This window comes from Amycolatopsis tucumanensis, assembly GCF_021654135.1.
Taxonomy (GTDB): Bacteria; Actinomycetota; Actinomycetes; order Mycobacteriales; family Pseudonocardiaceae; genus Amycolatopsis_E; species Amycolatopsis_E tucumanensis.
Genome location: NZ_JAKGSD010000016.1, coordinates 89,437 through 114,758 on the forward strand (window position 1 = coordinate 89,437; position 25,322 = coordinate 114,758).

Consider the following 25,322-nt stretch of genomic DNA (forward strand, 5'->3'; position numbering starts at 1 on the left):
GGGACGGCGCAGGGTCGGAGGTGGTCGTCGGGAGCCTCCCGGCCGGTGCGCGTGACCGTAGTCACGCGCACCAGACACAGGTTAACCGCGCGGATGGTCCGGGGCCACCGGCCGGTCCCGGCCTAATCCACTGCGAAGGTGGTCCCGATGCCCATGCCCGTGATCCACTCGGGAACCGGCTCGTAGCTGGTCCACTGCAGCGGCAGGCCGGCCGCGGCGTGGCCGATCAGCCAGCACCGCACCTCATGCCCGCCCGTCCCGGCGTTCTCTTCGAGGCCCCGGTGACCCAGCGTCGCCACGGCAGCCGGGTCGTCCGCGACGAGCCGGTCGAGGAACCACTGGTCCCATTCCTGGTTCACCCGCGCGTCCGGGTCACCGCCCATCGCCCGCACCCTTGGCTCCCGGGCCGCGGCGAAGGCCGCCACATCGGCCCGGCCGTGGATGAGGGCCTCCCGGCGCTCGCCCGCCACCGACGGATCCCGCGGATCGTTGGACGGCAGCCAATGCGACAACCCGCCGCTCGCCACCAGCAGGACCCGGGCGGGCTCGGCGGACGAGCGAACGGCCGCGCCGAGCGCGCGGCCCAGCGCCAGGCACCGGTCGAGCGACGGCAACGGCGGCGCCGCGGTGTTCACGACCAGCGGGACGAGCGGGCAGCGGGCGGTCACCATGTCGTAGGTCTGCACCAGACCGTGGTCGACCGTCAGCGAGTACGACAGCGAGAGATCGAAACCCGCTTCCGCCAGGCTGTCGCGCACCGACCACGCCAGCGCGCCCGCGACCGGGAGCGGGCCGGACCGGCTGTCGAAGTCGCCGAACGCCTCGACGTCTTCGACGCCGAGCACGAACGGGGGCATGACGTCGTAGAAGTTGCCGTGGAAGTGGTCCGGGCCGATGACGACGACCGCGTCCGGCGCCAGCCGGTCCACCGCGCGCCTGACCCGGTCCGCGTCCGCGAGGAAGCGCCCCCCGGGTTCGCCGGTGCTCTTCGGCGGCAACATCGTGGCGAACGGGCTGTGCGACATGCCGACGAACCCGATGATCTCGGCCATCAGGACGGTTCCTTCCCGTTCAGCAACCACGAGCGATGGGTGTCGAGGTACTCGTCGACCTTCTCCCACTGCGGCCAGTGGCCAGCGTCGGCGATGACGTGCAACCGCGCGTCCGGCAACCACCCGAGCAGCAGATCGGCCTCGTCCAGCCCGCCCGTGGGATCGTGTTCCGTCCACAGCAGCAGGGTCGGCGCCACGACCTTGCCGACCCACTCGGGCGACCACGCGAAGTCCTTGCGGATCTCGGGGTCCTGCAACACGAGCGTGTTGGAGATGGCTCGCACGAACCCGGGCCTGGAGTAGACCCGCCGCCGAAGGTTGACCAGCTCGTCGGTGACGAGTTCCTTGTGGTGGAAGAGGAACTCGACCCGGCGCCGGACGGTTTCGTCGCTCGGGTCGAGCACCGCGGCCATGGTGCTGTCCCGCATCCGGACCATCACCTCGGGCTTGTTCGCGATGTTCCCCGGCGTGTTGAGCACCAGCCGGTCGACCCGCCCCGGATGGTGCGCCGCGGTCCAGGCCACGACCCAGCCGCCGAGTGACTCACCGGACAGGTGCGCGGTCTCGATGCCGAGCACGTCCAGCAGCCCGATCAGGTGGTCGGACAGGACGTCGATGGTGTACGGCCGGTCGGGCAGATCCGACCAGCCGTGCCCGACCATGTCGTACGCCGTGACATGGAAGTCCCGCGCCAGCCCGGCGATGTCGCGCGCATAAGCTTCGAGGTGCCCGCCGGTGCCGTGAAGCAGCACCAGTTCCGGTCCGGAACCCGCCTGGAGCACGCGGGTGCGGACGGTCTCGTCGCCCAGCGGCACGTCCAGGTGCAGGAGGCGATGGTCCACGTCGCCCAGTTCGCCCCAGATGCTGATGTGCTCGGGAATCGGAGTCATGCGTCCTCCAGAAACTTTTCGCGGGCTTCGGTCATGTTCACCAGGCCGGCGCTCTGCCTGCGGATCAGACCGAACTGGCCGAGCAGACGTGAGTTCTCGATGGTGAGAAATTCGACGGGGTGTGCGCCGGAGTCGTTGTAATGGCGGTGCCAGGCCCAGGGCGGCGTGTAGATGAACGACCCGGCGGTCCAGAAGACGACCTCCTCGGGCCCGGCGGGGACCTCGATCTCGCTGTGACCGTCGCCGGCGAGCACGAAGTGGACGGTCTCGTGATAGTGCCGTTGCATGTCGGAGCTTCCGTCGGCGGGAATCACCTGGCGGAAGAGTTCGAACGTCGTGGTGGGCAGCGTGCCGGCCACCCGGAGCGTCGTCGGGTTCGGCACGGAACCCGCGGGCAGCTCGACGAGGTCTTCGTCGTGCACGACGAACGGCCGGCGCGCGGCCGGTCGTATCGCGGAGCCGAAGCTCGCGAAGAAATCTGTCAGGGTGAAGCCGGGTCCGGATGTGGCCATCGCCTTCTGCGCTCCTCGTCTAGACCGTCTCGGTGCGTCCGCCGTCGACGGTGAGCACGGTTCCGTTGACATAAGCGGCTTCCTCGGACGCGAGAAACGCCACGGCCGCGGCGATTTCCGATGGTTCCGCGGCGCGCGCGGCGGGAATCTCGGCCTGGTCCTCGGCCACGGCCTGGGTGACGTCGACGCCCCGCGCCGCCGCCCGGCTGCTCAGGATCTCCATCCGCCGAGGTGTGAGTGTCGCACCGGGGGCGACACAGTTCACCGTCACCCCGCGGTCAGCGTATTCACGGGACGCCAGTTTCACCGCGGACGTGACTGCCGCGCGCAGCACGGTCGAGGTCGCCAGCTGGGGCTGCGGTTGCCGCACCGCGGTCGAGGTGATCACCACGACACGACCGAAACCGTTGGCCGCCATGCCTGGTAACGCCGTACGCAGCAGCGCCAGCGGTCCCAGGAGCAGGAGGTCGAACGCCGCGCGCCAGGTTTCGTCCTCGACTGCGAGGACCCGGCCGGGAGGCGGGCCGCCCGCGTTGACGACGAGCACGTCGAGGCTGCCGTGCCGCTCGCCGATGTCGGTCACGGCGGCGGCGCACGCCAGCGGGTCGGCGAGATCGACGACGACCCGGTCGACGAGATCGCCGCCATCCAGCTCCTTCGCTGTCGCATCGAGAGACGACGCCGTCCGCCCGGCGAGAACGACGCGGTGGCCACGCTCGAGCAGGGTGCGCGCCACCGCGGCGCCGATACCGCCCGATCCGCCACCGATGAATGCGGTTCTTGGCTGTTCAGAAGAGTTCATGATGGTTCCAGTTTCGTCAGCCGCTCGGGCGTCACCAACCGCCAGTCCCGGTCGATGGGACACCGCGTTGGCTTCCCCGGCCGCGCGGCTCACGATGGGCGCTCGGCACACCGACCGTGCCGAGTCAGGAGGACCGAAGATGCGTGTGGCGATCGTCGGAGCCGGGATTTCCGGATTGACGACGGCTAAAGTGCTGACGCAGGCCGGACACGATGTCGTGGTCTTCGACAGGTGTCCCGACGTGGGCGGCGTGTGGAGTCGTACCCGCCGTTACCCCGGAGTGACGACGCAGAGTCCGGCGGCCCAGTACGCGTTCTCCGATTTCCCGATGCCGAAGGATTTCCCGGAATGGCCGACGGGACGCCAAGTGCAGGAATACCTCGCGTCCTATGCGCGCAATTTCGGCATCGATTCCCTGCTGCGGCTGGAGACCCAAGTCGAGTCCGTTGTCCCGGACGCCGGGGGTTGGCTCGTGACCACCAAGGGCGACGGCGTTCCCGAAACCGAGCGGTTCGACCGTGTCGTCGTGGCAAATGGGGTGTTCTGCGAGCCAGCGGTGCCGAAGTTTCCTGGTGTCGACTAGTTCCGCGCCGCCGGCGGTGTGCTGATGGCTGGGACCGAGTTCCTGGACCTCGATGACGCGCGGGACCGGCACGCCGTGGTGGTCGGCTACGGGAAGTCGGCGTGTGATGTCACCGTGGCGATCGCGTCGGTCGCCGCGAGCACCGACATCGTGGCGCGCCAGCTGCTGTGGAAGATCCCGCGGAAAGTCGCCGGGGTTCTGAATTTCAAGGTGCTGCTGATGACCCGCCTCGGCGAGGCGCTGTTCCGCTACCGCACGCTGCGCGGGTTCGAGAAGTTCCTGCACGGTCCCGGCGACAAGATCCGGCGCTCGCTGATCAACTCGATCGGCTCCGTCTCGGTCAAGCAGTTCGGTCTGGACAAGCTCGGCCTGGTCCCGCGGGGAACGATGGAAGGCATCGTCCGGGGCGCGATCGGCCTGGCCACCGAAGGATTCTTCGAAGGCGTCGAGGCCGGGACGATCCGGGTGCGACGCGACCGGACGATCGCCAGGCTGTATGCCGACGGGGAACAGCGGTACGCCGAACTCGACGATGGAACCGTGATCCCGGCGGACATCATCGTCTGTGCGACGGGTTTCCAGCAGTCCGTTCCGTTCCTCGACGCGAACGTGCAGGCCAAACTGCACGACGACCGCGGAAACTTCGCGCTTTACCGGCAGATCCAGCCGCTGGACGTCCCCGGCCTCTATTTCAACGGCTACAACTCGTCGTTCTTCAGCCCGCTCAACGCGGAACTCGCGGCGTTGTGGATCGCCGCGGACATCGAGGGAATACTCGAGCTGCCCAGCCTCGACGCCCGGCGCGAGCAGGTCACCGGGCAGCTTGAATTCATGGACGACGCGCTCGGTTCGCACCACTGCCGAGGCACGAAGATCATCCCGTTCTCGCTGCACCACGCCGACGAGGTGCTCACCGACCTCGATCTTCAGATCGGCGTTCTGACCAGGGCGTTCCAGTGGCTCGCCCCCGTTGACCCGGCGACCTATCGCAAGGTGACACCGGCACTGCTCGACCGGATCGTCGCTGCCCGGGCGGCCCAGCCGAAGGCCGAACCCGTCTTGCCGGAGACGTCCGCGAACAAGTCCTAGATCACGTTGACGGAAAGGATTGGAAATGACCACCGAATCCACGGCCCCGAGCCGGGTGTTCCGGACCGAGGACGGAACGAATCTCGGCGCGATCGGGCTGGGCATCTACACAAGGCTGACCGGCGCGGAAACAAAAGGCGCCTATTCGCTCTTCGAATACGTCGTCCCGCCCGGCCTCGGCGGCCCGCCCACCCACATCCACTCGCGGGAGGACGAACTCTTCACCTGTGTCGAGGGGCGGGTCACCGTCGAGCTCGACGGTGTGGAGCACGTGCTCGCGCCGGGCGACTCCCTGCTCATGCCACGCGGCGTCCCACACGTCTTCTACAACTCGTTCGACGTCCAAACGCGGGTGATCGCCGTCGTTTCCCCGCCCGGCCTGGAAAACTACTACCGGGAACTGAGCGAACTGCCACCGGGACGCGACATGAAACTCGTCGCCGAGGTCATGACCCGCTACGGGCTGGCACTCCAGTGAGCGGCGACGTGACCGGCCGCGCGCAGATGGTGCGCTCGATGTGCGCGACCGTCGATCGCGGCGACGCCGAGGACTTCGCCAAGTGGTTCCACGACGATGCCACCTACACGTTCGGCAACGGCGAGACGATCACGGGCCGGACGGCCATCGCCGCGGCCACGGCCGGCGCCGTGGCCGCGCTCCCCTGGGTACGGCACACGATCCGGGAGATAACCGACACCGGCGACCGCCTCTTCTGCCACTTCACCATCGAAACGGCCGCGCCCGACGGGAAACACCTGGCGTTGCCGTGCATGACGGTCATCAGCCTGGCCGGGACGCAGGTCGCCGACTACACCGTCTACATGGACTTCTCCCCGGCGATGGCCGGAGACGGGTGAGCCTTCCTTCCTGACATCAACTGCCGGGCTCTGGCGGTCCTCCGCGCGACGTACACCAGGCGGGTGCAGCTTTGCCGAGCTGCACCCGCCTTTGCTCGTCAACGGCCTCGCGGTCAGCGACCCACTGCGCGCGCCCGCGTCCACGCCGGACTGGTGCGTGCCGCACCGCACGGCGCGGATGATGACCCGGGACGTGAAACTCGGATCTGCGGGCAGCGCAAGTCGTTTCGCGGACGATGCGGTGCGGAAAATGGCTCAGGTGGATCGATCGTCTCGGCTAGCGTGCTTCCTGGACACGGGCTCTTGCCACCCATGGCGACATTCTCCGGGAGGTCCCCGAATGCCCACTTTGCAGCAGCCATCGGGTCGAGGGCGGAGTGACGGCATGGTGGAACGCCCCCCCAGCTCAGACAAAGGGAGCCGAATCCGATGACCGAGTCCCAGCACCGTGTCGCTGTCGTCACCGGGGCCGCCCGTGGCATCGGCCGGGCCGTGGCCCAGGGGCTCGCCGAGCGTGGTGCTCACGTCATAGCGGTCGACCTCGACCACCCCAGCGAGACGGTCGGGCAACTCGAGGCGTCGGGCCACAAGGTGACCGGACTGCGGGCAGACGTCTCCGACCCCGATCGCACCGCCGAGATCGGCGAGGAGGTCCGCAGCCGGCACGGCCGCTGCGACATCCTGGTCAACAACGCCGGGATCTTCCCGTTCGTCGACATTTCAGAGCTCACGTACGACACCTGGCGCAAGGTGCTGTCGGTGAACCTCGACTCACAGTTCCTCATGACGCAAGCAGTACTGCCTTTGATGAAGGAAGCCGGCTGGGGACGGATCGTCAACATCACGTCGAATTCCATTGGTCTCGCGGTGCCGCAGATGAGTCACTACATGGCCAGCAAGATGGGGATCATCGGGTTCACCCGGGGCTTGGCGAACGACGTCGCGGATCACGGGATCACCGTCAACGCGGTCGGCCCGACCCTGTCCCGGACTCCCGGCGTCACCTCGGCGGTTCCGGCGGAACTGATGGCACAGGTTTCCCGGAGCCAGGCGATCAAGAAGATCGGCGAAGCCGACGACGTCGTCGGCACCGTCCTCTTTCTGACCAGTGAGGACTCGTACTTCGTCACCGGACAGACCATCATGGCCGACGGCGGCCTGGTCCGCTTGTGAAGCCCAGTCAATACACAACGGAGTGTGTCGAATGGACAGCACGACGGGCGCGCGCAGCGCCCCCGAAACCGACTTCGATCACCACGACACAAGCTTGAGCCGCGACGAGGTGCTCGACGTGTACACCTCGCTGCGAGAGCAGTGCCCGGTCACGCATAGTTCCGCGCACGGTGGTTACTTCAATGTCACGCGCTACGAGGGAGTGCGCGCGGTGACCACAAGTCCCGACCGGTTCAGCTCCGCGGACGGAGTCCTGATTCCCTCGACCCCGTTGCCGCCGATCCCGCCGCTGGAGTTCGAGGGTGCCGAGCATGAGGCATGGCAGAAGATCATGCAGGCTCCCCTTGTCCCGGCTGAGGTCCGCAAGCATCAACCACTGCTCGACGATGTGGTCAGGACCGAGATCGACGGTTTCGCGCGGGAAGGCAAGGCCGACCTCTGGTCGGACTTCGCTGATGCCATTCCGGCGCTGGTCATCGGGCGTTTGATCGGTCTGTCGCCGAGTTCCGCTCCGCGAATGCGCGCGTTGGCGATGGGCGTGCTCAACTCACTGGGATCCGGGAATGAAGAACAAGCCAGTGAGGAGTTCTTCGATTTCACGTCCGCCGAACTGGCGTCGCGGCGGGAGGATCCGCGAGACGACTACCTGACGCAGCTGGCGACCGGTTCTTTTGGCGGACGAACGCTGAGCGACGCTGAAGTCGGCGGCATCCTCGTCGCGTTCTTCATTGGTGGCCACCACTCGACCGCGGCGTCGATCGTCGGGCTGTTGCACCACATCCTCACCGTCGAAGGGCTTCGCGAGGCGGTCACAACCGATCCCAGCACGCTCCCGAAGGCGATCGAGGAGAGTCTGCGCTTGACGACGCCGCTTCCGCATTTTGCCCGGAAGGTCCTGCAGGACACCGAAATAGAAGGTGTGCCGATCCCCGCGGGCGGCAAAGTGCTGCTGAACTACCTCGCCGCCAACCGGGACCCGCGGAGGTTCGAGGACCCCGAGAAGTTCGACCTGGATCGGCGCCGAAATCAACATCTCGCATTCGGATACGGGACGCACATGTGTATCGGACGCCACCTGGCCCGCGCAGAACTGGCCACGGCGGCAACCCAGCTTCTCCACCGCCTTCCGGATATCGAAATCGACGGCGACGTACGGTTCACCGGCCTCATCGGCGGCAACATCATGCAGATCGCCTCACTGCCCGTGCGCTTCACACCCGAGCATTCCGACAGTTGACGCGGAAACGGAGTCGATCGCATGGCGAAGATCACCTTTGTCCGGCGCACAGGTCAGCAGGAAACCGTCGATGCCGAAATGGGCACCAGCGTGATGGAAGCGGCGCTCGACAACGACATCGACGAGATCGTCGCCGAATGCGGCGGCTCGATGTCGTGCGCGACCTGCCACGTGTACGTCGACGACAAGGACCTGGGCCGGCTCGCACCACCGAGCGACACCGAGACAGCCATGCTCGAGGGCGCCGCGGCACCGGTCAAGCCGTCGAGCAGACTCTCCTGTCAGCTGACGATGACCGCCGGTCTCGACGGCATCACCGTGTTCCTCCCCGAGGAGCAGTACTGATGACTCAAGGGCAGGTGGTCATTGTCGGCGCCGGGCACGCGGGTTTCACCGCGGCCGCGTCACTACGCCGGAACGGCTATGCGGGCGCAATCGCCTTGATCACGGCAGAGAGCTGCCTCCCGTATCAGCGGCCTCCTTTGTCGAAGGGCTATCTCGACGGCCTCCGCGAGGATCGCCTCTCATTCCGTCCGGAGCATTTCTACGAGCGCAAGGGAATAGAACTGCTTCGCGCGTACCGGGTCGAGGAGATCGATCGCACCGCGAAGGCGGTCGTGCCCGCGTCCGGGGAATCTCTGCGGTACGACCACTTGATCCTGGCCACCGGATCAACACCCCAGGCGGCACGGCTTCCCGGTAACGATCTGGACGGCGTTTTCCGGCTCCATCGCCGCGCGGACGCCGACGCGCTCCGAGAACGGCTCGTCACGGTGAGTGAGGTGGTCATCGTCGGTGGCGGGTTCATCGGCCTCGAGTTCGCCGCCCACGCGCGAGGCCGGGGAAAGAACGTCACGATCGTCGAAGCGGCTGACCGGCTCATGGCCAGGGCGGTCACACCGGTGATGTCGGAGTTCTTCCTTCGTGAGCACGTGTCGGCAGGCTCCCAGGTCTTGCTGGACACGCCTGTCGCACGGCTGGTCGGCGGCGACGGTTCGCGCGTTCAGGGCGTCGAGCTGCACGATGGTTCCCTCGTGAAGGCCGACCTCGTCGTAGTAGGCGTCGGTGTCCGGGCGAACACCGGGCTGGCCGAGCGGGCGGGGCTCGCGGTGAACGACGGCGTCCTCGTCGATCGCTGCCTGCGCACGTCCGATCCGGACATCTTCGCGATCGGTGACTGTGCGTCCTACCCGTACCGGAACCGGCGAACCCGGCACGAATGCGTCGAAAACGCCGTCGGCCAGGCGCACGCCGTGGCCAGCACGCTGACCTCCGGCGAATCGCAACCTTACCGGCGGACACCGGTCTTCTGGAGCGACCAAGCTGATCTCAAGCTCCAGATCGTGGGCGACTTCAGCGGTAGCGACCGCACCGAAGTGATCGGTGACCCCGCGGGACGGTCGTTCTCGGTCAACTGCTATCGAGACGGTGCCTTGATCGCTGTCGAATCGGTGAACCGTCCGTCCGACCACGTGGCTGCGAGGAAGCTCGTCGACCGGTCCGGCTGTAGTTCTCCAGCTCAAGTGGAAGGAAGCTAAGGCATGCGATTTGGGGTACTCTATGATCTTCGCAATCCGGCTAGGCCTGACTGGCACCGCCCATGGTCCCAGTTCTACAGTGGCGCGTTCGAACACATGCAAGAGATGGAGAACGTCGGATTCGACGCGGTCAGCCTGAGTGAGCATCACGGCGACCCGGACGGATACAATCCGGGACTTCCGGTGACGCTGACCGCGGCCGCGCACCACACCAGCAGGATACGCATCGGTACCAACATCATCCAGGTGCCGTTTTACCACCCGGTCCTCCTCGCCGAGCAACTCGCCGTGATCGACATCTTGTCCGGCGGCCGCCTCGATGTCGGCCTGGGCCAGGTCGGGCCGACCTTCAACATGGAATTCCCCATGCTGGGGGTGAACCCGAAGTTCCGGCCGAGTCTGCTTGACGAGGGCATTGACATCATGCGGAGGTGCTGGAGCTCTGACGAGCCCTTCAGTTATCACGGCAAGCGCTGGCATCTCGACGAAGTGTGGATCAACCCGAAACCGATGCAAAAGCCGTTGCCGGTGTGGGTTGTCGCGGCGTTCTCCGCGGCGGCGATGGACCGGGTTGCGAAGCGCGGGCTGAATGTCGGTGGGCTCGGCGGGTTTTTCCAGGGACTCACCGGTGGGCAGACGTGGCAGAAGTGGTTGGCCGGCTGGCGGGAGGCGTGTGTCCGCAACGGAAGGCAGCCCAACTACGCGAAGATCCACACGTTCGGGACCTGTTACATCACCGATGACCCGGAGCGGGCCTGGGCGAAGCACCGTGAAGGAATATTCGAGCATTTCCACTACCGCCGGGGAGATGTGCACCCGTACAGCTCGTTACTGATGGACGTACCGCCGGCCAAACCCGAGGACATCCCGAACTGGGAGCGGATATTCCAGACACCGGACCAGGCCATCACGGAGCTCCGCACCACATACGAAGAGGGCGGGCCTGACGAACTTCATCTGATGGCCACCCGGCACGGCATGACCTGGGAGGAATCTGCCGGTTACCTGCGCAACTTCGCCGAGAAGGTCATTCCCGCCGTACGGGACTTGTGAGGCGGCTCGCGGATCGCTCCGGGCTGCGTACCCTTCCAGCGCCGCAATGTGTGCGACGGTGGCTCCCCGTACCACTCCTGACACGCGGCGCCGAACCGGCCGAGGTGGCCGAAACCCCAGCGGAGCGCCACCGCGGACACGGTGAGGACATCGGGGTCCCCGTTGATCAAATCATTCCGTGCCCGGGCAAGCCTGACCTGCCGAAGGTACGCCATCGGCGGGATGCCGGACTCTCCGTCCACTCTGACATTCGGCCGGTGTCCGCGTCACGGTTCACGACCGGATCCGGTGCCGATCGCGTTGAGGCGGAGTGCCACGGTCCGACGAGCCGTTCTTCGCTCGAGTCTGTCCACTTTTCGCACCGGTCGCGGGCAGAATCGAAGACGTGCGGATGAGCTGGAAGAACCTTGGTCACGGCTGACTCGGCCGGCGCTGCCGCGCTGTCCGTGGCCGGTTGCGGCGGTGGCGACGTCGAATCAGCGGCGCCAGCACCCCAGCCCGTACCGTCGTCGAGTTACCGTCCGCACGAAGACAACGGCCCCGGCGCCCACCTCGAAGCGGCTCCTGCGCGAGTGCTTGTTCGAGACGGCGTCGTCGGCCGCTGGGTCGAAACCCGCCTCACTGACAGCGCGGACCGCCGTCACCCGGCCAGGCGGGGTGACGGTGATCAGGTCGACCTGGCAGTCACATCCTCCGGGACCCCCGCCAACCCGGCGAGCCGCGAGGAGTCGACGTAGTCGCTCGCGAGGGTATCCTTCGCGGCGCGGAACCGGTGCACGAGCCGCTCATGCACCGTCTCAAGTTCACCCGCCCACAACCTGACCTCAGAGGTCGCCCTCGTTGTCCGCGGGGCCGCCCGGCGCCGGAGCGTCACTGCTGCCCGTTGATGAGCGCGAAGACCTTTTCGTAGTCCCCGCGCCGCTCGGCATAACGCTGGAGCTTGACCTGGTCGACAAGGATCTCGTGGGCCTCGGGCTGGCTCTCCAGTAGAGCGATGACGTTGTCCGCGAAGTCATCGAGCGGGATCGCGCGTGGGTTGCGGGCGGTATCCGCGAGGCCGGTGCGGACCACTGGCGGAACCAGCTCGATGACCTGGACGGACGTGTCAGCGTACTGGACGCGGATTGCCTCGGAGAGGGCGTGGATCGCGGCCTTGGTCGCAGAGTATGTGGCTGTGCGTGCCAGCGGGACGGAAGCGAGTCCAGAGGAGACGTTGACGATGGTTGCGGCGGGGCGGCTTTGAAGCTGTTCGGTGAAGGCGGCGATCAGCCGGATGGGGCCGAGAAGATTGACGTTGACCGTGTCCTCGGCAACCGAGAGGAAGCCCTCGGCTGTGTGCCAGTCCTCGGCGACCATGATCCCGGCCATGTTGACGAGGGTGTCAAGGTCTGGATATTCGGCGATCACCTGAGTGGCGGCCCGGGTGATGCTGGTCGGGTCCGCGGTGTCGATGTGGGCGACGCCGAATCCCTCTTCCCGTAGCTCCTCCAGGAGTTCGGTCCGCCGTCCACCGACGACGACCCTGTTCCCGCGGTCTTTGAAGCGCCGGGCCAAGGCGAGCCCGATGCCGCTGGTGGCGCCGGGAATGAAGAGGGTGTTTCCGGTGATGTGCATGGTGTCCTTCAGTTGTGTGCGACGGTGAGAAGCTGCTCGTAGCCCATGTGGTGCATGGCCCGGCGGATGTGGGATGTACTCAGTTCGTTGATGTCGTCCACGCTGAAGCGGGTGAAGTCCACCACGGTGCGGAACGGTCGTGTCCCGTAGGGCAGGGCGAGGACGCGAGCGATCTCGTCGGCGACCGCTACCGGGTCGGGGTCGACCCCCTCGGGGAAGAGGCTGTTGGTGGCCTGCAGGTTCCGTGCGACGAATGGTTCCAGTTCGGCGTATCCCTGGGTCACCGCGGAGTCGCTGGCGCGGCTGGCGTTCGGGAAGTGGTTGGTGCCCCGGGTGAACGGGCCGGGCATCACGATGACGGACTCGATGCCGAGCGGGGCGACTTCATAGCGGGTGGCCTGGGCCATCACGTCGAAGGCGGCCTTGGAGGCGACATAGGGGCCGAGGAAGGGCGGCACGTCGAGTACTGAGGTGCTGCCGACGTAGAGAAGGGTCCCTGACCGTCGCGCGCGGAAGTGCGGAAGGACCGCCCGGTTGACGCGTTGCGCGCCGAGTACGTTGATGTCGAACAGGCGGGCGATGTCCTCGGCGGTGAACGCCTCGACGTATCCGGTGGCGAGGTGACCGGCGTTCTGCACGACGACGTCCAGAACGCCGGATTCCCCGAGGATGGCGTCGATCGCCTGCTGAATGGACTCCTCGGACTGGACGTCGAGGACGATCGGGCGCAGGTCGATGCGTTCGTCTGTGGCGAGCTTGCGCAGTTCTTCGGCGTGATCGGTGGTTGTGTCCCTCATGCTCGCGTAGACACGGTGCCCGGCGCGGGCCAGTGCCCGGGCGGTGAGGTTTCCGATGCCTGTTCCCGCACCGGTGATCAGGACGGTGGACATGTCTGCCTGCTTTCTCTCTGCTGTTCAACGGGGTGACGGCGTGAGGACGGGGTCGCTTTCCAAGGCGGCTATCAATCCCGGGCGGCTGGGAGCCCAGCCGAGCGTCTCGCGCGTGCTGCGGCTGGAGACCGGGTTGTCCATGCTCACGAAGGGGGCGAGGAAGCCGAAACGTGTTGCAGCCTCTTCGGCAGTGACCGCTGCGGTGGGCACACCGAGTCGATGACCGATGGCTTCGGCGATGTCGCGCATTGCGATGCCTGCCTCCGCGACGGCGTGGATGCGTGATCCGGCCTTGGCTGACTCAAGGGCAAGGCGGTAAGCGCGGCCGGCATCTTCCAGTGCGGTGGCGCCCCATCGGTCGCCCCCGTCGCCCACGTATCCCGCGCTGCCGGCAGCCCGCGCGATTTCGATGAGCCCGGAAACGAAGCCGTACCGGCCGTTGCCGTGTACGGCCGGAGGCAGTCGCACCACGGATGCGCGCACGTCCTGCCCAGCCAGGGCGAGGACGGCGTTCTCCGCGTCGATGCGGGGCCCACCGGGCAGTGAGACGTCCTCCGTGAGGACGCCCTGGAAGCCCGCCAAGGCAATGCCGCCGGTCGCGTTCGTCCCCACGAAGGGTTTGCCCGAGCCGGCGAGGGCCGAGCCGATCGCCCGCACGGCGGCGAGGTCAGCCTCGACAGCTCCTTCCAGGTCGCCACCGCTCTGACGCTGGTGGTCGAACGCGAGGTGGACGACCCCGTCGGCCTTCGCCGCAGCGGCGGCAAGGCCGTCAAGGTCCGACAGGTCGCCCAGGTGCACTTCGGCACCCAGACTCTCGACCTGCACAGCAGCCTCATCGGAACGGACGAGACCGACGACGGCGTGTCCCGCGCCGATCAACTCCGGGATGAGGGCGGACGCGATGTGCCCGGACGCGCCGGTGACGAAAACGCGCATGGTCAAGCTCCTCCCCCAGGCCTCGCTTGCTGCGAGGCCCGCTATTTCAGTGCCTGCAATCAGCATAGGGTATGACTACAGTGACTGCAATCGCTATCTTTGGGCCATGCCGCGATGGGAGCCGAACGCCGTAGGACGCCTGCACGACGCAGCCCTCGCCCTCTTCACCGAACAGGGCTACGACCAGACGACGGTCGCGCAGATCGCCGCACGCGCCGGCCTGACCGAGCGCACCTTCTTCAACCACTTCTCCAGCAAGCGCGAAGTCCTCTTCGGCCGCACCTCGGAAATCCAGAAGCAGGTCCTGGCCCGTGAGATCCACGCCAGCCCGGCCGACCTGCGACCGATCGACGTGGTGGTACGGGCGCTGCGTGCTGCCGCCGACGAGGTGCTGGAGGAATTCCGTGAGCCGGCCGCGCCCCGGCGGACGATCATCGAGGCCACGCCCGAGCTCCAGGAGCGGGAGGAAGCCAAACGCGCGGCACTTACCGCCACGATGGCCGGCGCCCTCCGTGAACGCGGTGTCGACGCGCAAACCGCGCTCCTGGCGGCAGGGGCCGGCATACTCATCCAGCAGGCGGCTGAACAGCGATGGATTCAGCCAGCGGAACGGCGGCCGCTGCGCGACCTGATCAGCGAAGCGCTCTCGTCGCTCCGGTCGGTCACGGGGACGGATGCGGTGTGACGGTGCAGACCGTTACCTGCGGCACCGTCGCGGAGAGCCTTGTTCCGAGTGCCGTCCCGCCAGCAGGACGTTCTTGAGCCGAACAGGTCGGGCAACTGATCGCCGCCTCCCGGTCCGCCGCGACGGTGTGTGAGCTCGCCGAGCGATTCGGCATCGAACGCGGACAGCCAGCTACATCCTGGCGGAACCGAACATCTGTGGGCGACACCGCAGCAGGTCGTCGCGATCGCCGCGCAGGCCGGCGCGCTGGTCGGGCTGTGGGCCGGGGTGCCCATCATCACCGAGGCCTGGACGGGCGCCCGCTGGGGTGAGCTGACCGGCCTGCAACGCCCACCTCGACGACGGTGAGATCGTCATCGCCCCGCAGATCGGCGCCCTGCACGAAGTCAACGGACAACTGGAACTCGAACCGCCCAAGACGGCGTGTTCCGCGCACACCATCTCCCTGCCACCGTTCCTCATCCCGCCGCTGCAGGCGTGTCTCGACAGTCATGACCATCCGCACGTGTTCGTCAGCGCCGAGCACCAGCTGCAGCGGCGGTCGAACTTCGCGCGCCGGGCGATGCGGCCCGCCGCGGACGGGAACTCCCACGGCCCGCTGACCTGGGCTTCCCTCCAGAGCCAGCGGACCCAAACAGACCGTCGGGCTGACAGGATTTGAACCTGCCATTGGCCCAAGTGCGACATCTGCAAGCCGCTGACCTGCTTTTGCTCCTGCTCGTCCCAGCGAAGTGGCCGGCATCGACATGCCGGCCGAGGACGCTGGTTAGCCTGGTCTGAGATCCGTCGGTACGCCACCTGCGGCACATAAGCCTTCCCGGTGTGCCAGCGGGACGCGTCCCTGGCGGACGAAGGCGTGCCAGACGGCTAACCTCGACGTAGCAGGCTTGGCCGCGAGGGCCGCCCCTGGCGCTCCTCTCAATCTGAGCTACACGGCACCACCGCCGACATCAGGAGGGGCCCGGTCGGGACATCGGTCCAGCCGGGCAGGCAAATCCGCTCGACACCGGCTCGCCGATCAGGGGGTGGTTAGGGCACCAGTCGAGTCCACTCGCCGAGCGCGCGGGCGAATCCGTCGTCATCGTGCGGGTCGAGTTCGGCGCGGATCTCTGATTGGCGGTCGCGGCTCCCTGGGCACGACGAGGTGCGCGAGCATGGGGTCGCCCTCGGCGGCGACCCGGCCACCGTGCCCCTCGCAGACGGCAACGAGTTGTTCGATGCGGGCCAGCCGGTCGCGGATGGCTCACCGCTCGGACGGCGACTGATCCGGTTCCCAGCCTCGCACCAGCCAGGCAGCGGCACCTTCCGGGAGCGGCCCGGTTTGGCCGTTGCGCAGCGACCGGGTGATCTCGCAGGTCGGCCGGGCGCGGGACGTCGCTGCTGGTTCCTGGCCCGCCGAGAGGGACCGCAGCGCCTCCGCTCACCCCGGCAGGGATCCAGATCACTTTCGATATAGCTTTACGAAAAGCTATATCGAAAGCTAAAGTTGTGTCGTGACCAAGCGCGGAGAACCCAGCTCTGCACGAAGCCGACCGAGCGTGTACGTAGGTTTCGCTCGCCACGTGGGCAGGTTCCACGCACTCCTCGACCGCGAAGTTGTGACAGCAGTGGGGAAACTGGGGCTGTCCCGGTCCGAATTCGACGTGCTCACCGCTCTGCTGGCGACGGCGGACGGAGAAGCACGCCCGGGAGACCTGTCCGCGGGGCTTCTTCTCACCACAGGAGGCACGAGCAACATCCTGCGCCGCCTGGAACGTGAACGGCTCGTCGAACGAGCGGGCGGCAGCTCGGACCGGCGAAGCTATCGCATTCGCCTCACCCCCGCTGGTGCTGCCCGCGCACGGGAGGCACTGTCACTGGTCGACGCGCGGCTCACCCAGTTGCTCGCATCGATGGAAATCGATGCCATCCGGTCAGGTACCGAGATCCTGCACGAGCTGCTGACACAGCTGGGCGAGGACGGTCCCGTCCACCAGCTCTGATTCCGTGAACAGGTCCTGCCGCGCGATCGTGCCGTCCCTCGTTGTCGGTACGGGTCGCGCGTTCGTCAACCGTCCAAAAAGGATGAATAATGCCCAAAATTCAGCTGCGCACTTACCACCTGTCGTCGCCTGAGGCGGCCAGCGACTACCTGCCTCGGTGGGAGGCACACGTCACGAGCCTTCGGGAGTTCGGCGTCGAAACTCTCGGATTCGCCAAACTTCCCGGAGACCCCTCCGTCGTTGTCGCCGTTGTCAGTTACCCGGACGGGGCCGATCCGGAGGCGGTCATCCGGGAGTACATGGGCAGTGAAGGGTTCGCCGGAGATATGGCCGGGTTCGACATGCGCCAGATCGAACAGGTGGAGACGGTGCTGCTGGGAACTAACGAGCCGAGTGACGCGCCGGTGCAGAGGGCGGCCCGGCCGAACGCCGCGCCGCGTGGCGCTGGAAGGCTGCAGGGCAAGGTGGCCGTCGTCACCGGTGGGGCGCGGGGCCAAGGAGAGGCAGAGGCCCGGCTCTTCGCACGAGAGGGTGCACGCGTCTACCTGTGTGACATCCTCGACGAGCGAGGTGAAGCGATCGCCGCGGAGATCCGGGAAGCAGGTGGGTGGGCCCGGTTCGTGCACCTGAACATCACCCGGGCCGAGGAGTGGCGGCGCCTCGTCGGTCAGCTCGAAGAGGAGGCCGGACGCCTCGACATCCTGATCAACAACGCCGGCGTCAATGTCCGTCATGACCTGACCGGCACGTCGGAAGACGACTGGGACAGGATCCTGAATGTCAACCTCACCGGGCAGTACCTCGGCATGAAGGAGTGCGCCGCGCTGATGAAGCGCAGCGGCGCAGGCAGCATCGTCAACCTCGGCTCCACCGCGGGGATCATGGGGCATCCGGTCGCCGCGTACTCGTCGTCCAAATGGGGTGTCCGCGGACTCACGAAGGCGGCGGCAACCGAGTTCGCACCGGCCGGTATCCGAGTGAATGCCCTGCACCCCGGGGTCGTCGCGACGCCGATGATGGACGCAGGCAGCGCTCTCTTCGCGGAGCTGGTGCGGCTCACTCCTCTGGGACGTGCCGCCGATCCGGACGAACTGGCGGCTGCGGCATTGTTCCTCGCCAGCGACGATGCCGCCTTCGTGACAGGAATCGACCTTCCCGTCGATGGCGGTTTCAGTGATCTCGCCGCTTACAACCACGTGTGGCACACCATCAACCCGAAGTAGGAATCCGGCTAGCGAGCGGCATCCCAGTCCCGCAGCCGTCGCCGGAAGGCCATTCCCGACCCGGACTCATGGCGCGGCTGCGGGACACCGTCGGGGAGACCATCGTGCTCCCCCAGCTCACGCCGAGACCGACCTCTCCGGGAACCCCGCTACCAGCGAGGCTGGGTCAGCCCAGTTCCGTCCAGACCGCGCCGGACAACGCGGGCATGCGGGCCGCCTGCCTGCCGAGCGCGAGGGCGGCGGTCCGGATCGCGGGTCCGAGCGTCGCGGTGTCGACCTCGCCCCGCCGTGTGCTGATCGACAGGCCCGCGATCGGCCTGCCCTCGCGGGGCGTGACGGGTGCCGCCACGCACACCACGTCGGGGCCGGATTCCTCGGTCTCATAGGCGATCCCGGCCTCCCGGATCGCCGCCAGCTCGTCCCGCAGCCGTTTGCCGTCGGTGATCGTGCCCGGCCCCAAGCGCGGCAGCCCCGCCTCGATCACGCGGTCCACGACCCCTGGGTCGGCGAAGGCGAGCAGCGCTTTGCCGACGCCGGTGGCGTGCGCCGGCATCCGGCCGCCGACGCGCGAACCGAGTGGTGGCGCGGTCCGGCTGCGCAGCTTGATCACGTAGACGACCTCGGTGCCGTCGAGCACGGCCAGGTGCACGGTCTGGCGAGTGGCGCTGCGCAGGTCGGACATGTTCGCCATCGCCATCTGCCGCAGCTGGTGCGGGCGCGCGGCCTGCTCACCCAGTTCGAAGAACCGCAGCCCGATCCGGAACCCGCGCCCGGCCGGCTCCAGGAACCGGTGCTCGACCAGCTCGCGAACGATCCTGGACACGGTCGAGGACGCCAGCCCCGTCCGGCGCGCGATCTCGCGCACCCCGAGCGCATCGTCGGGGGGCCGGAAGGCCTCGAACACCCGCGACACCCGGGCGATCATCGACGCCGGAGTGTCCCGCTCACTGGGGCACATGCTAGGAGCGTGCAGGTCAGCGGCGCACGATGTCAACCAACCGCGTTTCCTCTCACAGGGAGTGTTTTTCGTGAGCCCACAGCCCCGCGTCGCAGAGGCGGCCCGCCTGCTGATGCAGGCCTACGACAGCGGTGTCCCGATCCCGCCGTTCACTGGCCTGACCGTCGAGGACGCCTACGAGGTCCAGCTGCGCCAGGTCGCGGAGTGGAAGGCGGCGGGCCGCATCGTCAAGGGGCACAAGGTCGGCCTGACCTCGGCCGCGATCCAGCGGCAGCTCGGCGTGGACTCCCCGGACTACGGTCACCTCTTCGCCGACATGTTCTTCGTGGACGGTCAGCCCATCCCGGCGGACGCCTACCTCAGCCCGCGCGTCGAACCGGAGATCGGATTCGTGTTGCGCAAGCCGCTGGCCGGGCCCGGCGTCACCGTCGCCGACGCGCTCGACGCGATCGCCCACGCCGTGGCCGCGCTGGAGATCATCGACTCGCGCATCGAGGACTGGAAGATCGACCTGCCCAACACGATCGCCGACAACGCCTCCTCCGGCGGCCTGGTCCTCGGCTCGACGCCGCTGCCGCTCGACGCCTTCGACCCGCGCACCACCGGAGTCGTGCTGCGCCGCAACGGGCGGATCGTGCAGACCGGCGCCGGCGCGGCCGTGCTCGGCTCCCCGGTCAACGCGCTGGCCTGGCTGGCCAACACGGTCGGCCCGCTCGGAATCACGCTCGGCCCCGGCGCGGTCGTCCTGCCAGGTGCGCTCACCGCGGCAGTCGGCGCCGCGGCCGGAGACACCGTCACCGCCACCTTCGCCCACCTCGGCAGCGTCACCGCGACGTTCGCCGGCACCCCCGAGGAGAAGTGATGCCCCGCCCCACCGCCGCCATCGTCGGTCCCGGCAACATCGGCACCGACCTGCTGGTCAAACTGCAGTGCCGGGATGTCTTCGACGTGCGCTACATGATCGGGGTCGACCCGTCCTCCGACGGCCTGGCCCGCGCCCGCGAGCTCGGCGTCGAGGCCAGCGCGGAAGGCGTGGACTGGCTGCTGGCCCAGCCGGAGCTGCCCGACTTCGTCTTCGAGGCCACCGCCGCGAAACCGCACTTGGCCAATGCCCCTCGCTACGCCGAAGCCGGGATCCGCGCGATCGACCTGACGCCGGCCGCCGTCGGCCCGTTCGTGTGCCCCGCGGTCAACCTGGGCGCGCACGCGGAGGCGCCGAACATCAACATGATCACCTGCGGCGGACAGGCGACGATCCCGATCGTGCACGCCGTCTCGCGCGTCACCGAGGTGCCCTACGCCGAGATCGTCGCGTCGATCTCCTCGCGCTCGGCCGGCCCGGGCACGCGGGCGAACATCGACGAGTTCACCGAGACCACCTCGCACGCGATCGAATCCGTGGGCGGCGCCGCGCGGGGCAAGGCCATCATCATCCTGAACCCGGTCGAGCCACCACTGATCATGCGGGACACGGTGTTCTGCGCGATCCCGAGCGACGCCGACACCGGTGCGATCGCCGAGTCGATCCACCGTGCCGTGGCCGAGGTGCAGACCTACGTGCCCGGCTACCGCCTCAAGTCCGACCCCCAGTTCGACCGCCCGAGCGAGCTGTGGGACGGGCACGCGCGGGTCGCGGTTTTCCTCGAGGTCGAGGGCAACGGCGACTACCTGCCACCGTGGGCCGGGAACCTGGACATCATGACCGCCGCCGCGGTGCGCGCCGGAGAGCTGCTCGCCGCCGGATCGAAGGAGACGACCGCGCGATGACGAACCGCGTGCGCATCACCGACACCACGCTGCGGGACGGCAGCCACGCCGTGCGCCACCAGTTCACCACGGACCAGGTTCGCGCGGTGGCCGGGGCACTGGACCGGGCCGGGGTCGAGGTCATCGAGGTCACCCACGGCGACGGGCTGGCCGGCTCGTCGTTCAACTACGGCTTCTCCAAGGTCCGGGACATGGAACTCGTCGCCGCCGCGGTCGACGAGGTGCGCCGGGCAAAGATCGCCGTGCTGCTGCTGCCTGGTCTGGGCACGGTCGCGGATCTTCGCGAGGCCGCGGACGCCGGTGCCCGCGTCGCCAGAGTCGCGACGCACTGCACCGAAGCGGACGTGAGCGTCCAGCACTTCGGCGCGGCCCGCGATCTGGGCCTGGAAACCGTCGGGTTCCTGATGCTCTCGCACATGAACTCGCCGGAGGGCCTGGCGAAACAGGCCCGGATCATGACCGACGCGGGATGCGAGTGCGTCTACGTCGTCGACTCCGCGGGCGCGTTGCTGCCCAGCGGCGTGACCGACCGCGTCACCGCGCTGGTCCAGGAGCTGGGCGAGGACGCCCAGGTCGGGTTCCACGGCCACCAGAACCTGTCCCTCGGGGTCGCGAACTCGCTCGCCGCGCAGCAAGCGGGCGCCCGCCAGATCGATGGCACGTTGCGCGCTCTCGGTGCGGGCGCGGGCAACTCCCCCACCGAAATCCTCGTCCCGGCGTTCGACGCACTCGGCGTGGAGACCGGAGTGGACAGTGAACTGATCCTCGCCGCGGCCGAGGAGGTCCTGGCCCCGATGGTGCCCCGGATGCCGGTCGCCGACCGGGCCGCGATCGTGCAGGGCCGTTACGGTGTCTACAACTCGTTCCTGCTGCACGCCGAAACCGCCGCCCAGAGGTACGGCGTGCCCGCCTACCAGATCCTGAAGCAAGTCGGCGAACTGCGGTACGTCGGCGGCCAGGAAGACATGATCATCGATGTGGCGATCGGCTTGGCCGAGAAGGAGAACGCATGACGACGTGGAGCATCGACACCGCGGCGGACGTGCTGCTGGCCGCCGAGGCGAAGCGGCGGGACCGCGGGCCGATCACCGAGGAGTGGCCGGAGCTCGACCTGCCGACCGCCTACCGGGTGCAGAAGCGGCTGATCGAGAGAAAGGTCGAGGCGGGCGAGACGGTCGTCGGCGTCAAGCTGGGACTGACCTCGCGGGCCAAGCAGGAGCGGATGGGCATCGACTCGCCACTGACCGCGGTGCTGACCGACGGCTACGTGCTGGCGGCCGACGAGCCCATTCCGCTGGACCAGCTGATCCACCCGCGAGTCGAGCCGGAGATCGTGTTCGTCATGGGCAAACGCCTGGCGGGCCCGGGCATCACGGCGGCGACCGCGCTGGACGCGGTGGAGAGTGTCCACGCCGGACTCGAGATCATCGACTCGCGCTACACCGACTTCAAGTTCACGCTGCCCGACGTGGTGGCCGACAACGCCTCCTCGGCGCGGTTCGTGGTGGGCGGCAAGCCGGTATCGCCGAAGAACCTGGACCTGGCGCTGGAAGCGTGTGTGCTCACAGTCAACGGCACGGTGACCGACACCGCGACCGGTGCCGCGGTGCAGGGCCATCCGGCGGAGGCGCTGGCGCTGGCCGCCAACGCACTCGCCGCGAGGGGCGAGGCGATCGAGGCCGGGCAGATCGTACTGACCGGGGGCCTGACCGACGCGGTGTTCGCGCACGCCGGCGACCAGATCGGTGCCGAGTTCACCTCCCTCGGCTCGGTATTCGTCACCGCGGCCTGACCGTGACAAGGAAGTTCCGATGCCCCGCTGAGTCGGCCGAGGCCCGCGAAGGGCTGCCTGGTGGCGGAGAGCGAGACCGCCGCCACGACCGGGATGGCCGCCCTGGAGGACCGTCGCCCGACCACGGTGATCGTCACCCTGCTCTTAATCGGCACCTGGAGGAAGATCGGCCTGAAGACGCTTCCCCGTGAGTCGCGCCTGCCACTGCGGCGCACCTTCGAACGCATCACGGATCCGGGCTACTGGTTCGAGGTCGCCCTCACCACGGCTCATCCCGACCCAGCAGGCGCGGCGATGCGGTGACGCCTCGCATCACGCGCACGACCGATTTGCCAACTTGGCTCCGCGGAGAAGCGACATCAGCGCGGCCGGTGCCTGCTCGATTCCGTCGGACGCGGTGACCGGGACCTGGAGACGGCCGCTGGTCATGAGTTCGCGTAACTCGGTCTCGACTGCCGGCGCGCGTTCGAGCTGGTCGGTGACGAGGAAGCCCTCGAGCCGAAGCCGCGGGATGATCACGTGGCGATGTCCGCCGGTCCGGTTTGCGGCCTGCCGGCCCCACCTCCTCGCTCAGGTCGGCCTGGAGGTCCTGCAGCGTACAACTTCGAGCTCGGCTGCCTGGTGGGCAACCTCGGGCAGGAGGTCGTGTCTTTACCCGACCGCTTCCGCGTACGACTCGAGGAGGTCCTGCGTGGGAGCGCCGGCTCGCGGCCTGCCTCCGGCTGGCGGACGAGGCCGGGGAGCTCGCGGCCGGCGCCGATTGCGACCAGCTTTCGGCGTTCTTCTGGATCGGCTGGGAGGGCGCGGTGCTGCGGGCGCGACTGGTGCGCAGCACCCGGCCGCTCGACGTCTCCATCGCCGGCTTCCTGGCCCGCGCGGCCAGCGATTAGGCACCGACCCCGCTGACCCACAGCCCGAGGAGCAGCACGACCTGCCCGAGGGTGACCTGAGTGTCCGCGTCGCCTACAGCACCCTCAACTAGAAGGACGGCCTGGCCATCACCGGCAAGGGGCCCGTCGTGCGGCGGTTCCCCATGGTGCCCGGCATCGACCTCGCCGGGGTCGTCGAGTCGAGCGGCCACCCGTCGCACTCTGCCGGTGACCGCGTCGTGCTCAACGGCTGGGGTGTCGGGGAGAGACCCACTGGGGCGGGCTCGCGCAGCGCGCCCGACTGCGAGGCGACTGGCTGGTGCCGTCGCCGGACGGCGTCAGGGAGCAGCAGGCGATGGCGAGCGGCACGGCTAGCTATACGGCGATGCTCTGCCTCATGGCGCTGGAGCGGCACGGCGTGACGCCCGGCGACGGCGACGTGCTGGTGACGGGCGCCAACGGAGGGGTGGGCAGCTTCGCGATCTCGCTGCTGAACCGCCACGGCTACTCGGTGATCGCCGCGACCGGCGCCCGGAGCAGGGCGACCACCTGCGGAAATCGGGCGCGACCAGCATCCTGACCGCGCCGAACGATCCGAGCCGGGACGTCCGCTCGCCAAGGAGCGGTGGGTCGCAGCCATCGACTCCCTCGGCAGCCACACCCTCGCCAACGTCTGCGCTGGCACCAGGACCGAGGGCGCCGTGGCGGCCTGCGGCATGGCGCACGGCATGGACCTGCCGGCCACCGTGGCACCGTTCATCCTGCGCGGCGTGAGCCTGCTCGGCATCAACAGCGTCAACCAGCCCTACGACACGCGCGTCACGACCTGGCAGCGACTGAGCCGGGAGCTCGACCGCGCTCATCTCGAGGAGATCAGCCACGACATCGGACTCAGCGAGGCGATCGCGACCGCCGACGAACTGCTCGCCGGCCGGATCCGCGGCCGGGTGATCGCCGACGCGACCCGCTGACGAGCGGGGTCGCCTGACCTACCCCCGGATCCGCGACTCCAGCTCGGGTCACACCTAGTCGCGGAGGCGAACTCCTGGTCACGGCCCGCCGAGGTCATGGGGAGCATGGCGATCACCTCGACGTCCCGCGGTGCCTTGTACTGCACTGGTGAACGGCGAGGAGGTAGGTTCCGCGAGGTCGATCAGCAGCTGGCCTGTGTCAGTGACACTGTTCGGGTTCACCCTGGCTGGGCTTGGCTTCTGATGACGGTTGCAACCTTCGCTGGCGCAGCAGCCAGCTCACGGCCTCATCATGAGGTGACGCGTCCGGTCCAGGCGCTTGCAACGACTTCTTGGGGAACGCAGCTGATGCGATGAAGGAGCGGTCTCTCCGCTCCCGCCGAACGCTGCAGCCGTATCCCGCTCAGATAAATGACCCTGTCGCGATTTGCGACAGCAGCAGCCGTCACAAGCAGCGTCTACTTACAGCAGCGGCCCCGTCCGAGAGAGGACCGCCTCCGGTACCCAAGGAACAACGATGTCCAAGAAGCAGCCGGTTCCGCCACTTGCGGCCACCTGTCGAGCACAGGCAATCCTGCGAGCAGTCGCCGCAGGGCGGGTGCGGATGGTGCTCGGGTGTGAACCCGACCTCTTCATCGATGGTCTCGCCTGCTGCGATCAAGCCATGGCGCATTCGCTCCACCACCTCGGCTTGATCCGCCCTGCCAGGCCCGGAGGCGTCGGCGATCTGGTCACGGCGACGCTTACCGCCGATGGCGTGGACATGATTCGGATGGGCCCATCAGCGGCTTGAGACCGTTGCAGCGGCGGCCACTCGGCCCTGCGGCTGCGCAGCTTCCAGATGGGGT

General features: G+C 68.0%; 33 protein-coding genes. 23 read left to right on the forward strand and 10 right to left on the reverse strand.

The genetic code is table 11. The features are described 5' to 3' along the window. Positions 1-122: 122 nt before the first annotated feature. Genes L2C96_RS17885 through L2C96_RS17900 form a run of 4 tightly spaced genes read right to left on the reverse strand, consistent with a single transcriptional unit; the run spans position 123 to position 3,349 of the window. Positions 123-1,052 carry a DODA-type extradiol aromatic ring-opening family dioxygenase gene (locus tag L2C96_RS17885; protein ID WP_237337033.1) on the reverse strand — a complete coding sequence of 310 codons (930 nt, stop codon included), beginning with the start codon at positions 1,050-1,052 and terminating at the stop codon, positions 123-125. Next, a complete protein-coding gene (locus L2C96_RS17890) occupies positions 1,052-1,942 on the reverse strand; it encodes an alpha/beta fold hydrolase (protein ID WP_237337034.1) in 891 nt (296 codons plus the stop codon). Before L2C96_RS17890 ends, L2C96_RS17885 begins: the two co-directional genes overlap by 1 nt. Beyond that, a complete protein-coding gene (locus L2C96_RS17895) occupies positions 1,939-2,454 on the reverse strand; it encodes a cupin domain-containing protein (RefSeq protein WP_237337035.1) in 516 nt (171 codons plus the stop codon). The genes L2C96_RS17890 and L2C96_RS17895 overlap by 4 nt, the downstream gene beginning before the upstream one ends. 19 nt (positions 2,455-2,473) lie before the next feature. Then, on the reverse strand, positions 2,474-3,349 hold the full coding sequence (locus tag L2C96_RS17900) for an SDR family oxidoreductase (RefSeq protein WP_237337036.1): 876 nt from the start codon (positions 3,347-3,349) through the stop codon (positions 2,474-2,476). A gap of 46 nt (positions 3,350-3,395) precedes the next feature. Here L2C96_RS17900 and L2C96_RS17905 point away from each other — a divergent pair, with 46 nt between their 5' ends. From L2C96_RS17905 to L2C96_RS17945, 9 genes are all read left to right on the forward strand, one after another. Continuing rightward, positions 3,396-3,839, forward strand: coding sequence for an FAD-dependent oxidoreductase (locus tag L2C96_RS17905; RefSeq protein WP_237337037.1), 444 nt, complete (start codon positions 3,396-3,398; stop codon positions 3,837-3,839). 24 nt (positions 3,840-3,863) lie between these two features. Next, complete coding sequence (locus L2C96_RS17910) at positions 3,864-4,928, forward strand: NAD(P)/FAD-dependent oxidoreductase (RefSeq protein WP_237337038.1); 1,065 nt, start codon at positions 3,864-3,866, stop codon at positions 4,926-4,928. A gap of 25 nt (positions 4,929-4,953) precedes the next feature. Further along, positions 4,954-5,406: a cupin domain-containing protein gene (locus L2C96_RS17915; RefSeq protein ID WP_051362681.1), complete on the forward strand. Its 453-nt coding sequence runs from the start codon at positions 4,954-4,956 to the stop codon at positions 5,404-5,406. Beyond that, on the forward strand, positions 5,403-5,786 hold the full coding sequence (locus tag L2C96_RS17920) for a nuclear transport factor 2 family protein (protein ID WP_237337039.1): 384 nt from the start codon (positions 5,403-5,405) through the stop codon (positions 5,784-5,786). The genes L2C96_RS17915 and L2C96_RS17920 overlap by 4 nt, the downstream gene beginning before the upstream one ends. A gap of 429 nt (positions 5,787-6,215) precedes the next feature. Then, positions 6,216-6,959, forward strand: a complete 744-nt coding sequence (locus L2C96_RS17925) for an SDR family NAD(P)-dependent oxidoreductase (RefSeq protein WP_237337040.1) — start codon at positions 6,216-6,218, stop codon at positions 6,957-6,959. Between the two features lie 31 nt (positions 6,960-6,990). After that, positions 6,991-8,196, forward strand: a complete 1,206-nt coding sequence (locus L2C96_RS17930; protein ID WP_237337041.1) for a cytochrome P450 — start codon at positions 6,991-6,993, stop codon at positions 8,194-8,196. A 21-nt stretch (positions 8,197-8,217) separates the two neighbouring features. Further along, the gene (locus tag L2C96_RS17935) at positions 8,218-8,541 is read left to right on the forward strand and encodes a 2Fe-2S iron-sulfur cluster-binding protein (RefSeq protein ID WP_237337042.1); all 324 of its coding nucleotides are present in this window, start codon (positions 8,218-8,220) and stop codon (positions 8,539-8,541) included. Beyond that, positions 8,541-9,734: an NAD(P)/FAD-dependent oxidoreductase gene (locus L2C96_RS17940; protein WP_237337043.1), complete on the forward strand. Its 1,194-nt coding sequence runs from the start codon at positions 8,541-8,543 to the stop codon at positions 9,732-9,734. Before L2C96_RS17935 ends, L2C96_RS17940 begins: the two co-directional genes overlap by 1 nt. A gap of 3 nt (positions 9,735-9,737) precedes the next feature. After that, on the forward strand, positions 9,738-10,787 hold the full coding sequence (locus L2C96_RS17945; protein ID WP_272882796.1) for an LLM class flavin-dependent oxidoreductase: 1,050 nt from the start codon (positions 9,738-9,740) through the stop codon (positions 10,785-10,787). Here L2C96_RS17945 and L2C96_RS17950 read toward each other — a convergent pair. The 4 genes from L2C96_RS17950 to L2C96_RS17965 form a co-directional block, all read right to left on the reverse strand. Continuing rightward, positions 10,736-11,029 carry a helix-turn-helix transcriptional regulator gene (locus tag L2C96_RS17950; protein WP_308191163.1) on the reverse strand — a complete coding sequence of 98 codons (294 nt, stop codon included), beginning with the start codon at positions 11,027-11,029 and terminating at the stop codon, positions 10,736-10,738. The two genes, L2C96_RS17945 and L2C96_RS17950, sit on opposite strands and share 52 nt — an antisense overlap. Before the next feature lie 628 nt (positions 11,030-11,657). Further along, complete coding sequence (locus L2C96_RS17955) at positions 11,658-12,401, reverse strand: SDR family oxidoreductase (RefSeq protein WP_237337045.1); 744 nt, start codon at positions 12,399-12,401, stop codon at positions 11,658-11,660. Between the two features lie 8 nt (positions 12,402-12,409). Next, the gene (locus tag L2C96_RS17960) at positions 12,410-13,291 is read right to left on the reverse strand and encodes an SDR family oxidoreductase (protein ID WP_237337046.1); all 882 of its coding nucleotides are present in this window, start codon (positions 13,289-13,291) and stop codon (positions 12,410-12,412) included. Positions 13,292-13,315: 24 nt separating this feature from the next. Next, the gene (locus tag L2C96_RS17965) at positions 13,316-14,227 is read right to left on the reverse strand and encodes an SDR family oxidoreductase (protein WP_237337047.1); all 912 of its coding nucleotides are present in this window, start codon (positions 14,225-14,227) and stop codon (positions 13,316-13,318) included. A gap of 106 nt (positions 14,228-14,333) precedes the next feature. On the opposite strand from L2C96_RS17965, the gene L2C96_RS17970 reads away from it, so the two are divergent. The 4 genes from L2C96_RS17970 (at position 14,334) to L2C96_RS17985 (ending at position 18,117) form a co-directional block, all read left to right on the forward strand. Then, positions 14,334-14,912, forward strand: coding sequence for a TetR/AcrR family transcriptional regulator (locus L2C96_RS17970; RefSeq protein WP_237337048.1), 579 nt, complete (start codon positions 14,334-14,336; stop codon positions 14,910-14,912). 129 nt (positions 14,913-15,041) lie between these two features. Further along, a complete protein-coding gene (locus L2C96_RS17975; protein WP_237337049.1) occupies positions 15,042-15,260 on the forward strand; it encodes a hypothetical protein in 219 nt (72 codons plus the stop codon). A 1,214-nt stretch (positions 15,261-16,474) separates the two neighbouring features. After that, positions 16,475-16,894, forward strand: coding sequence for a MarR family winged helix-turn-helix transcriptional regulator (locus L2C96_RS17980; protein ID WP_237337050.1), 420 nt, complete (start codon positions 16,475-16,477; stop codon positions 16,892-16,894). Between the two features lie 89 nt (positions 16,895-16,983). Further along, entirely contained in the window at positions 16,984-18,117 is a 1,134-nt protein-coding gene (locus tag L2C96_RS17985; RefSeq protein WP_237337051.1) for an SDR family NAD(P)-dependent oxidoreductase, read from the forward strand. A gap of 166 nt (positions 18,118-18,283) precedes the next feature. On the opposite strand, the gene L2C96_RS17990 is transcribed toward L2C96_RS17985, so the two are convergent. Next, positions 18,284-19,075 (reverse strand): IclR family transcriptional regulator, encoded by a 792-nt coding sequence (locus L2C96_RS17990; RefSeq protein WP_237337052.1) that lies wholly within the window; start codon positions 19,073-19,075, stop codon positions 18,284-18,286. Between the two features lie 112 nt (positions 19,076-19,187). On the opposite strand from L2C96_RS17990, the gene L2C96_RS17995 reads away from it, so the two are divergent. The 5 genes from L2C96_RS17995 to L2C96_RS18015 are packed head-to-tail and all read left to right on the forward strand — an operon-like array spanning position 19,188 to position 22,937. Next, positions 19,188-19,937, forward strand: a complete 750-nt coding sequence (locus L2C96_RS17995) for a 2-keto-4-pentenoate hydratase (protein WP_237337097.1) — start codon at positions 19,188-19,190, stop codon at positions 19,935-19,937. Further along, positions 19,937-20,842 (forward strand): acetaldehyde dehydrogenase (acetylating), encoded by a 906-nt coding sequence (locus tag L2C96_RS18000; RefSeq protein WP_237337053.1) that lies wholly within the window; start codon positions 19,937-19,939, stop codon positions 20,840-20,842. Before L2C96_RS17995 ends, L2C96_RS18000 begins: the two co-directional genes overlap by 1 nt. Further along, entirely contained in the window at positions 20,839-21,855 is a 1,017-nt protein-coding gene (gene dmpG, locus L2C96_RS18005) for a 4-hydroxy-2-oxovalerate aldolase (RefSeq protein WP_237337054.1), read from the forward strand. Before L2C96_RS18000 ends, dmpG begins: the two co-directional genes overlap by 4 nt. Next, complete coding sequence (locus L2C96_RS18010; RefSeq protein ID WP_237337055.1) at positions 21,852-22,634, forward strand: 2-keto-4-pentenoate hydratase; 783 nt, start codon at positions 21,852-21,854, stop codon at positions 22,632-22,634. Before dmpG ends, L2C96_RS18010 begins: the two co-directional genes overlap by 4 nt. Before the next feature lie 60 nt (positions 22,635-22,694). Continuing rightward, positions 22,695-22,937, forward strand: coding sequence for a hypothetical protein (locus tag L2C96_RS18015; RefSeq protein ID WP_237337056.1), 243 nt, complete (start codon positions 22,695-22,697; stop codon positions 22,935-22,937). A gap of 9 nt (positions 22,938-22,946) precedes the next feature. Here the strand turns inward: L2C96_RS18015 and L2C96_RS18020 are convergent, their stop codons facing one another. Continuing rightward, positions 22,947-23,153, reverse strand: coding sequence for a hypothetical protein (locus L2C96_RS18020; protein WP_237337057.1), 207 nt, complete (start codon positions 23,151-23,153; stop codon positions 22,947-22,949). 23 nt (positions 23,154-23,176) lie between these two features. Between L2C96_RS18020 and L2C96_RS45335 the strand changes: the two genes are divergently transcribed. From L2C96_RS45335 to L2C96_RS18035, 5 genes are all read left to right on the forward strand, one after another. Continuing rightward, entirely contained in the window at positions 23,177-23,524 is a 348-nt protein-coding gene (locus L2C96_RS45335; RefSeq protein ID WP_372491233.1) for a TetR family transcriptional regulator C-terminal domain-containing protein, read from the forward strand. Positions 23,525-23,652: 128 nt separating this feature from the next. Continuing rightward, positions 23,653-23,925, forward strand: coding sequence for an alcohol dehydrogenase catalytic domain-containing protein (locus L2C96_RS45340; RefSeq protein WP_372491234.1), 273 nt, complete (start codon positions 23,653-23,655; stop codon positions 23,923-23,925). Then, positions 23,901-24,083, forward strand: a complete 183-nt coding sequence (locus L2C96_RS18025) for an NAD-dependent epimerase/dehydratase family protein (RefSeq protein WP_237337058.1) — start codon at positions 23,901-23,903, stop codon at positions 24,081-24,083. Before L2C96_RS45340 ends, L2C96_RS18025 begins: the two co-directional genes overlap by 25 nt. A 148-nt stretch (positions 24,084-24,231) precedes the next feature. Then, entirely contained in the window at positions 24,232-24,474 is a 243-nt protein-coding gene (locus tag L2C96_RS18030; protein ID WP_237337059.1) for an MDR/zinc-dependent alcohol dehydrogenase-like family protein, read from the forward strand. A 517-nt stretch (positions 24,475-24,991) separates the two neighbouring features. Beyond that, a complete protein-coding gene (locus L2C96_RS18035; protein WP_237337060.1) occupies positions 24,992-25,267 on the forward strand; it encodes a hypothetical protein in 276 nt (91 codons plus the stop codon). The last annotated feature ends 55 nt before the right edge of the window (positions 25,268-25,322 follow it).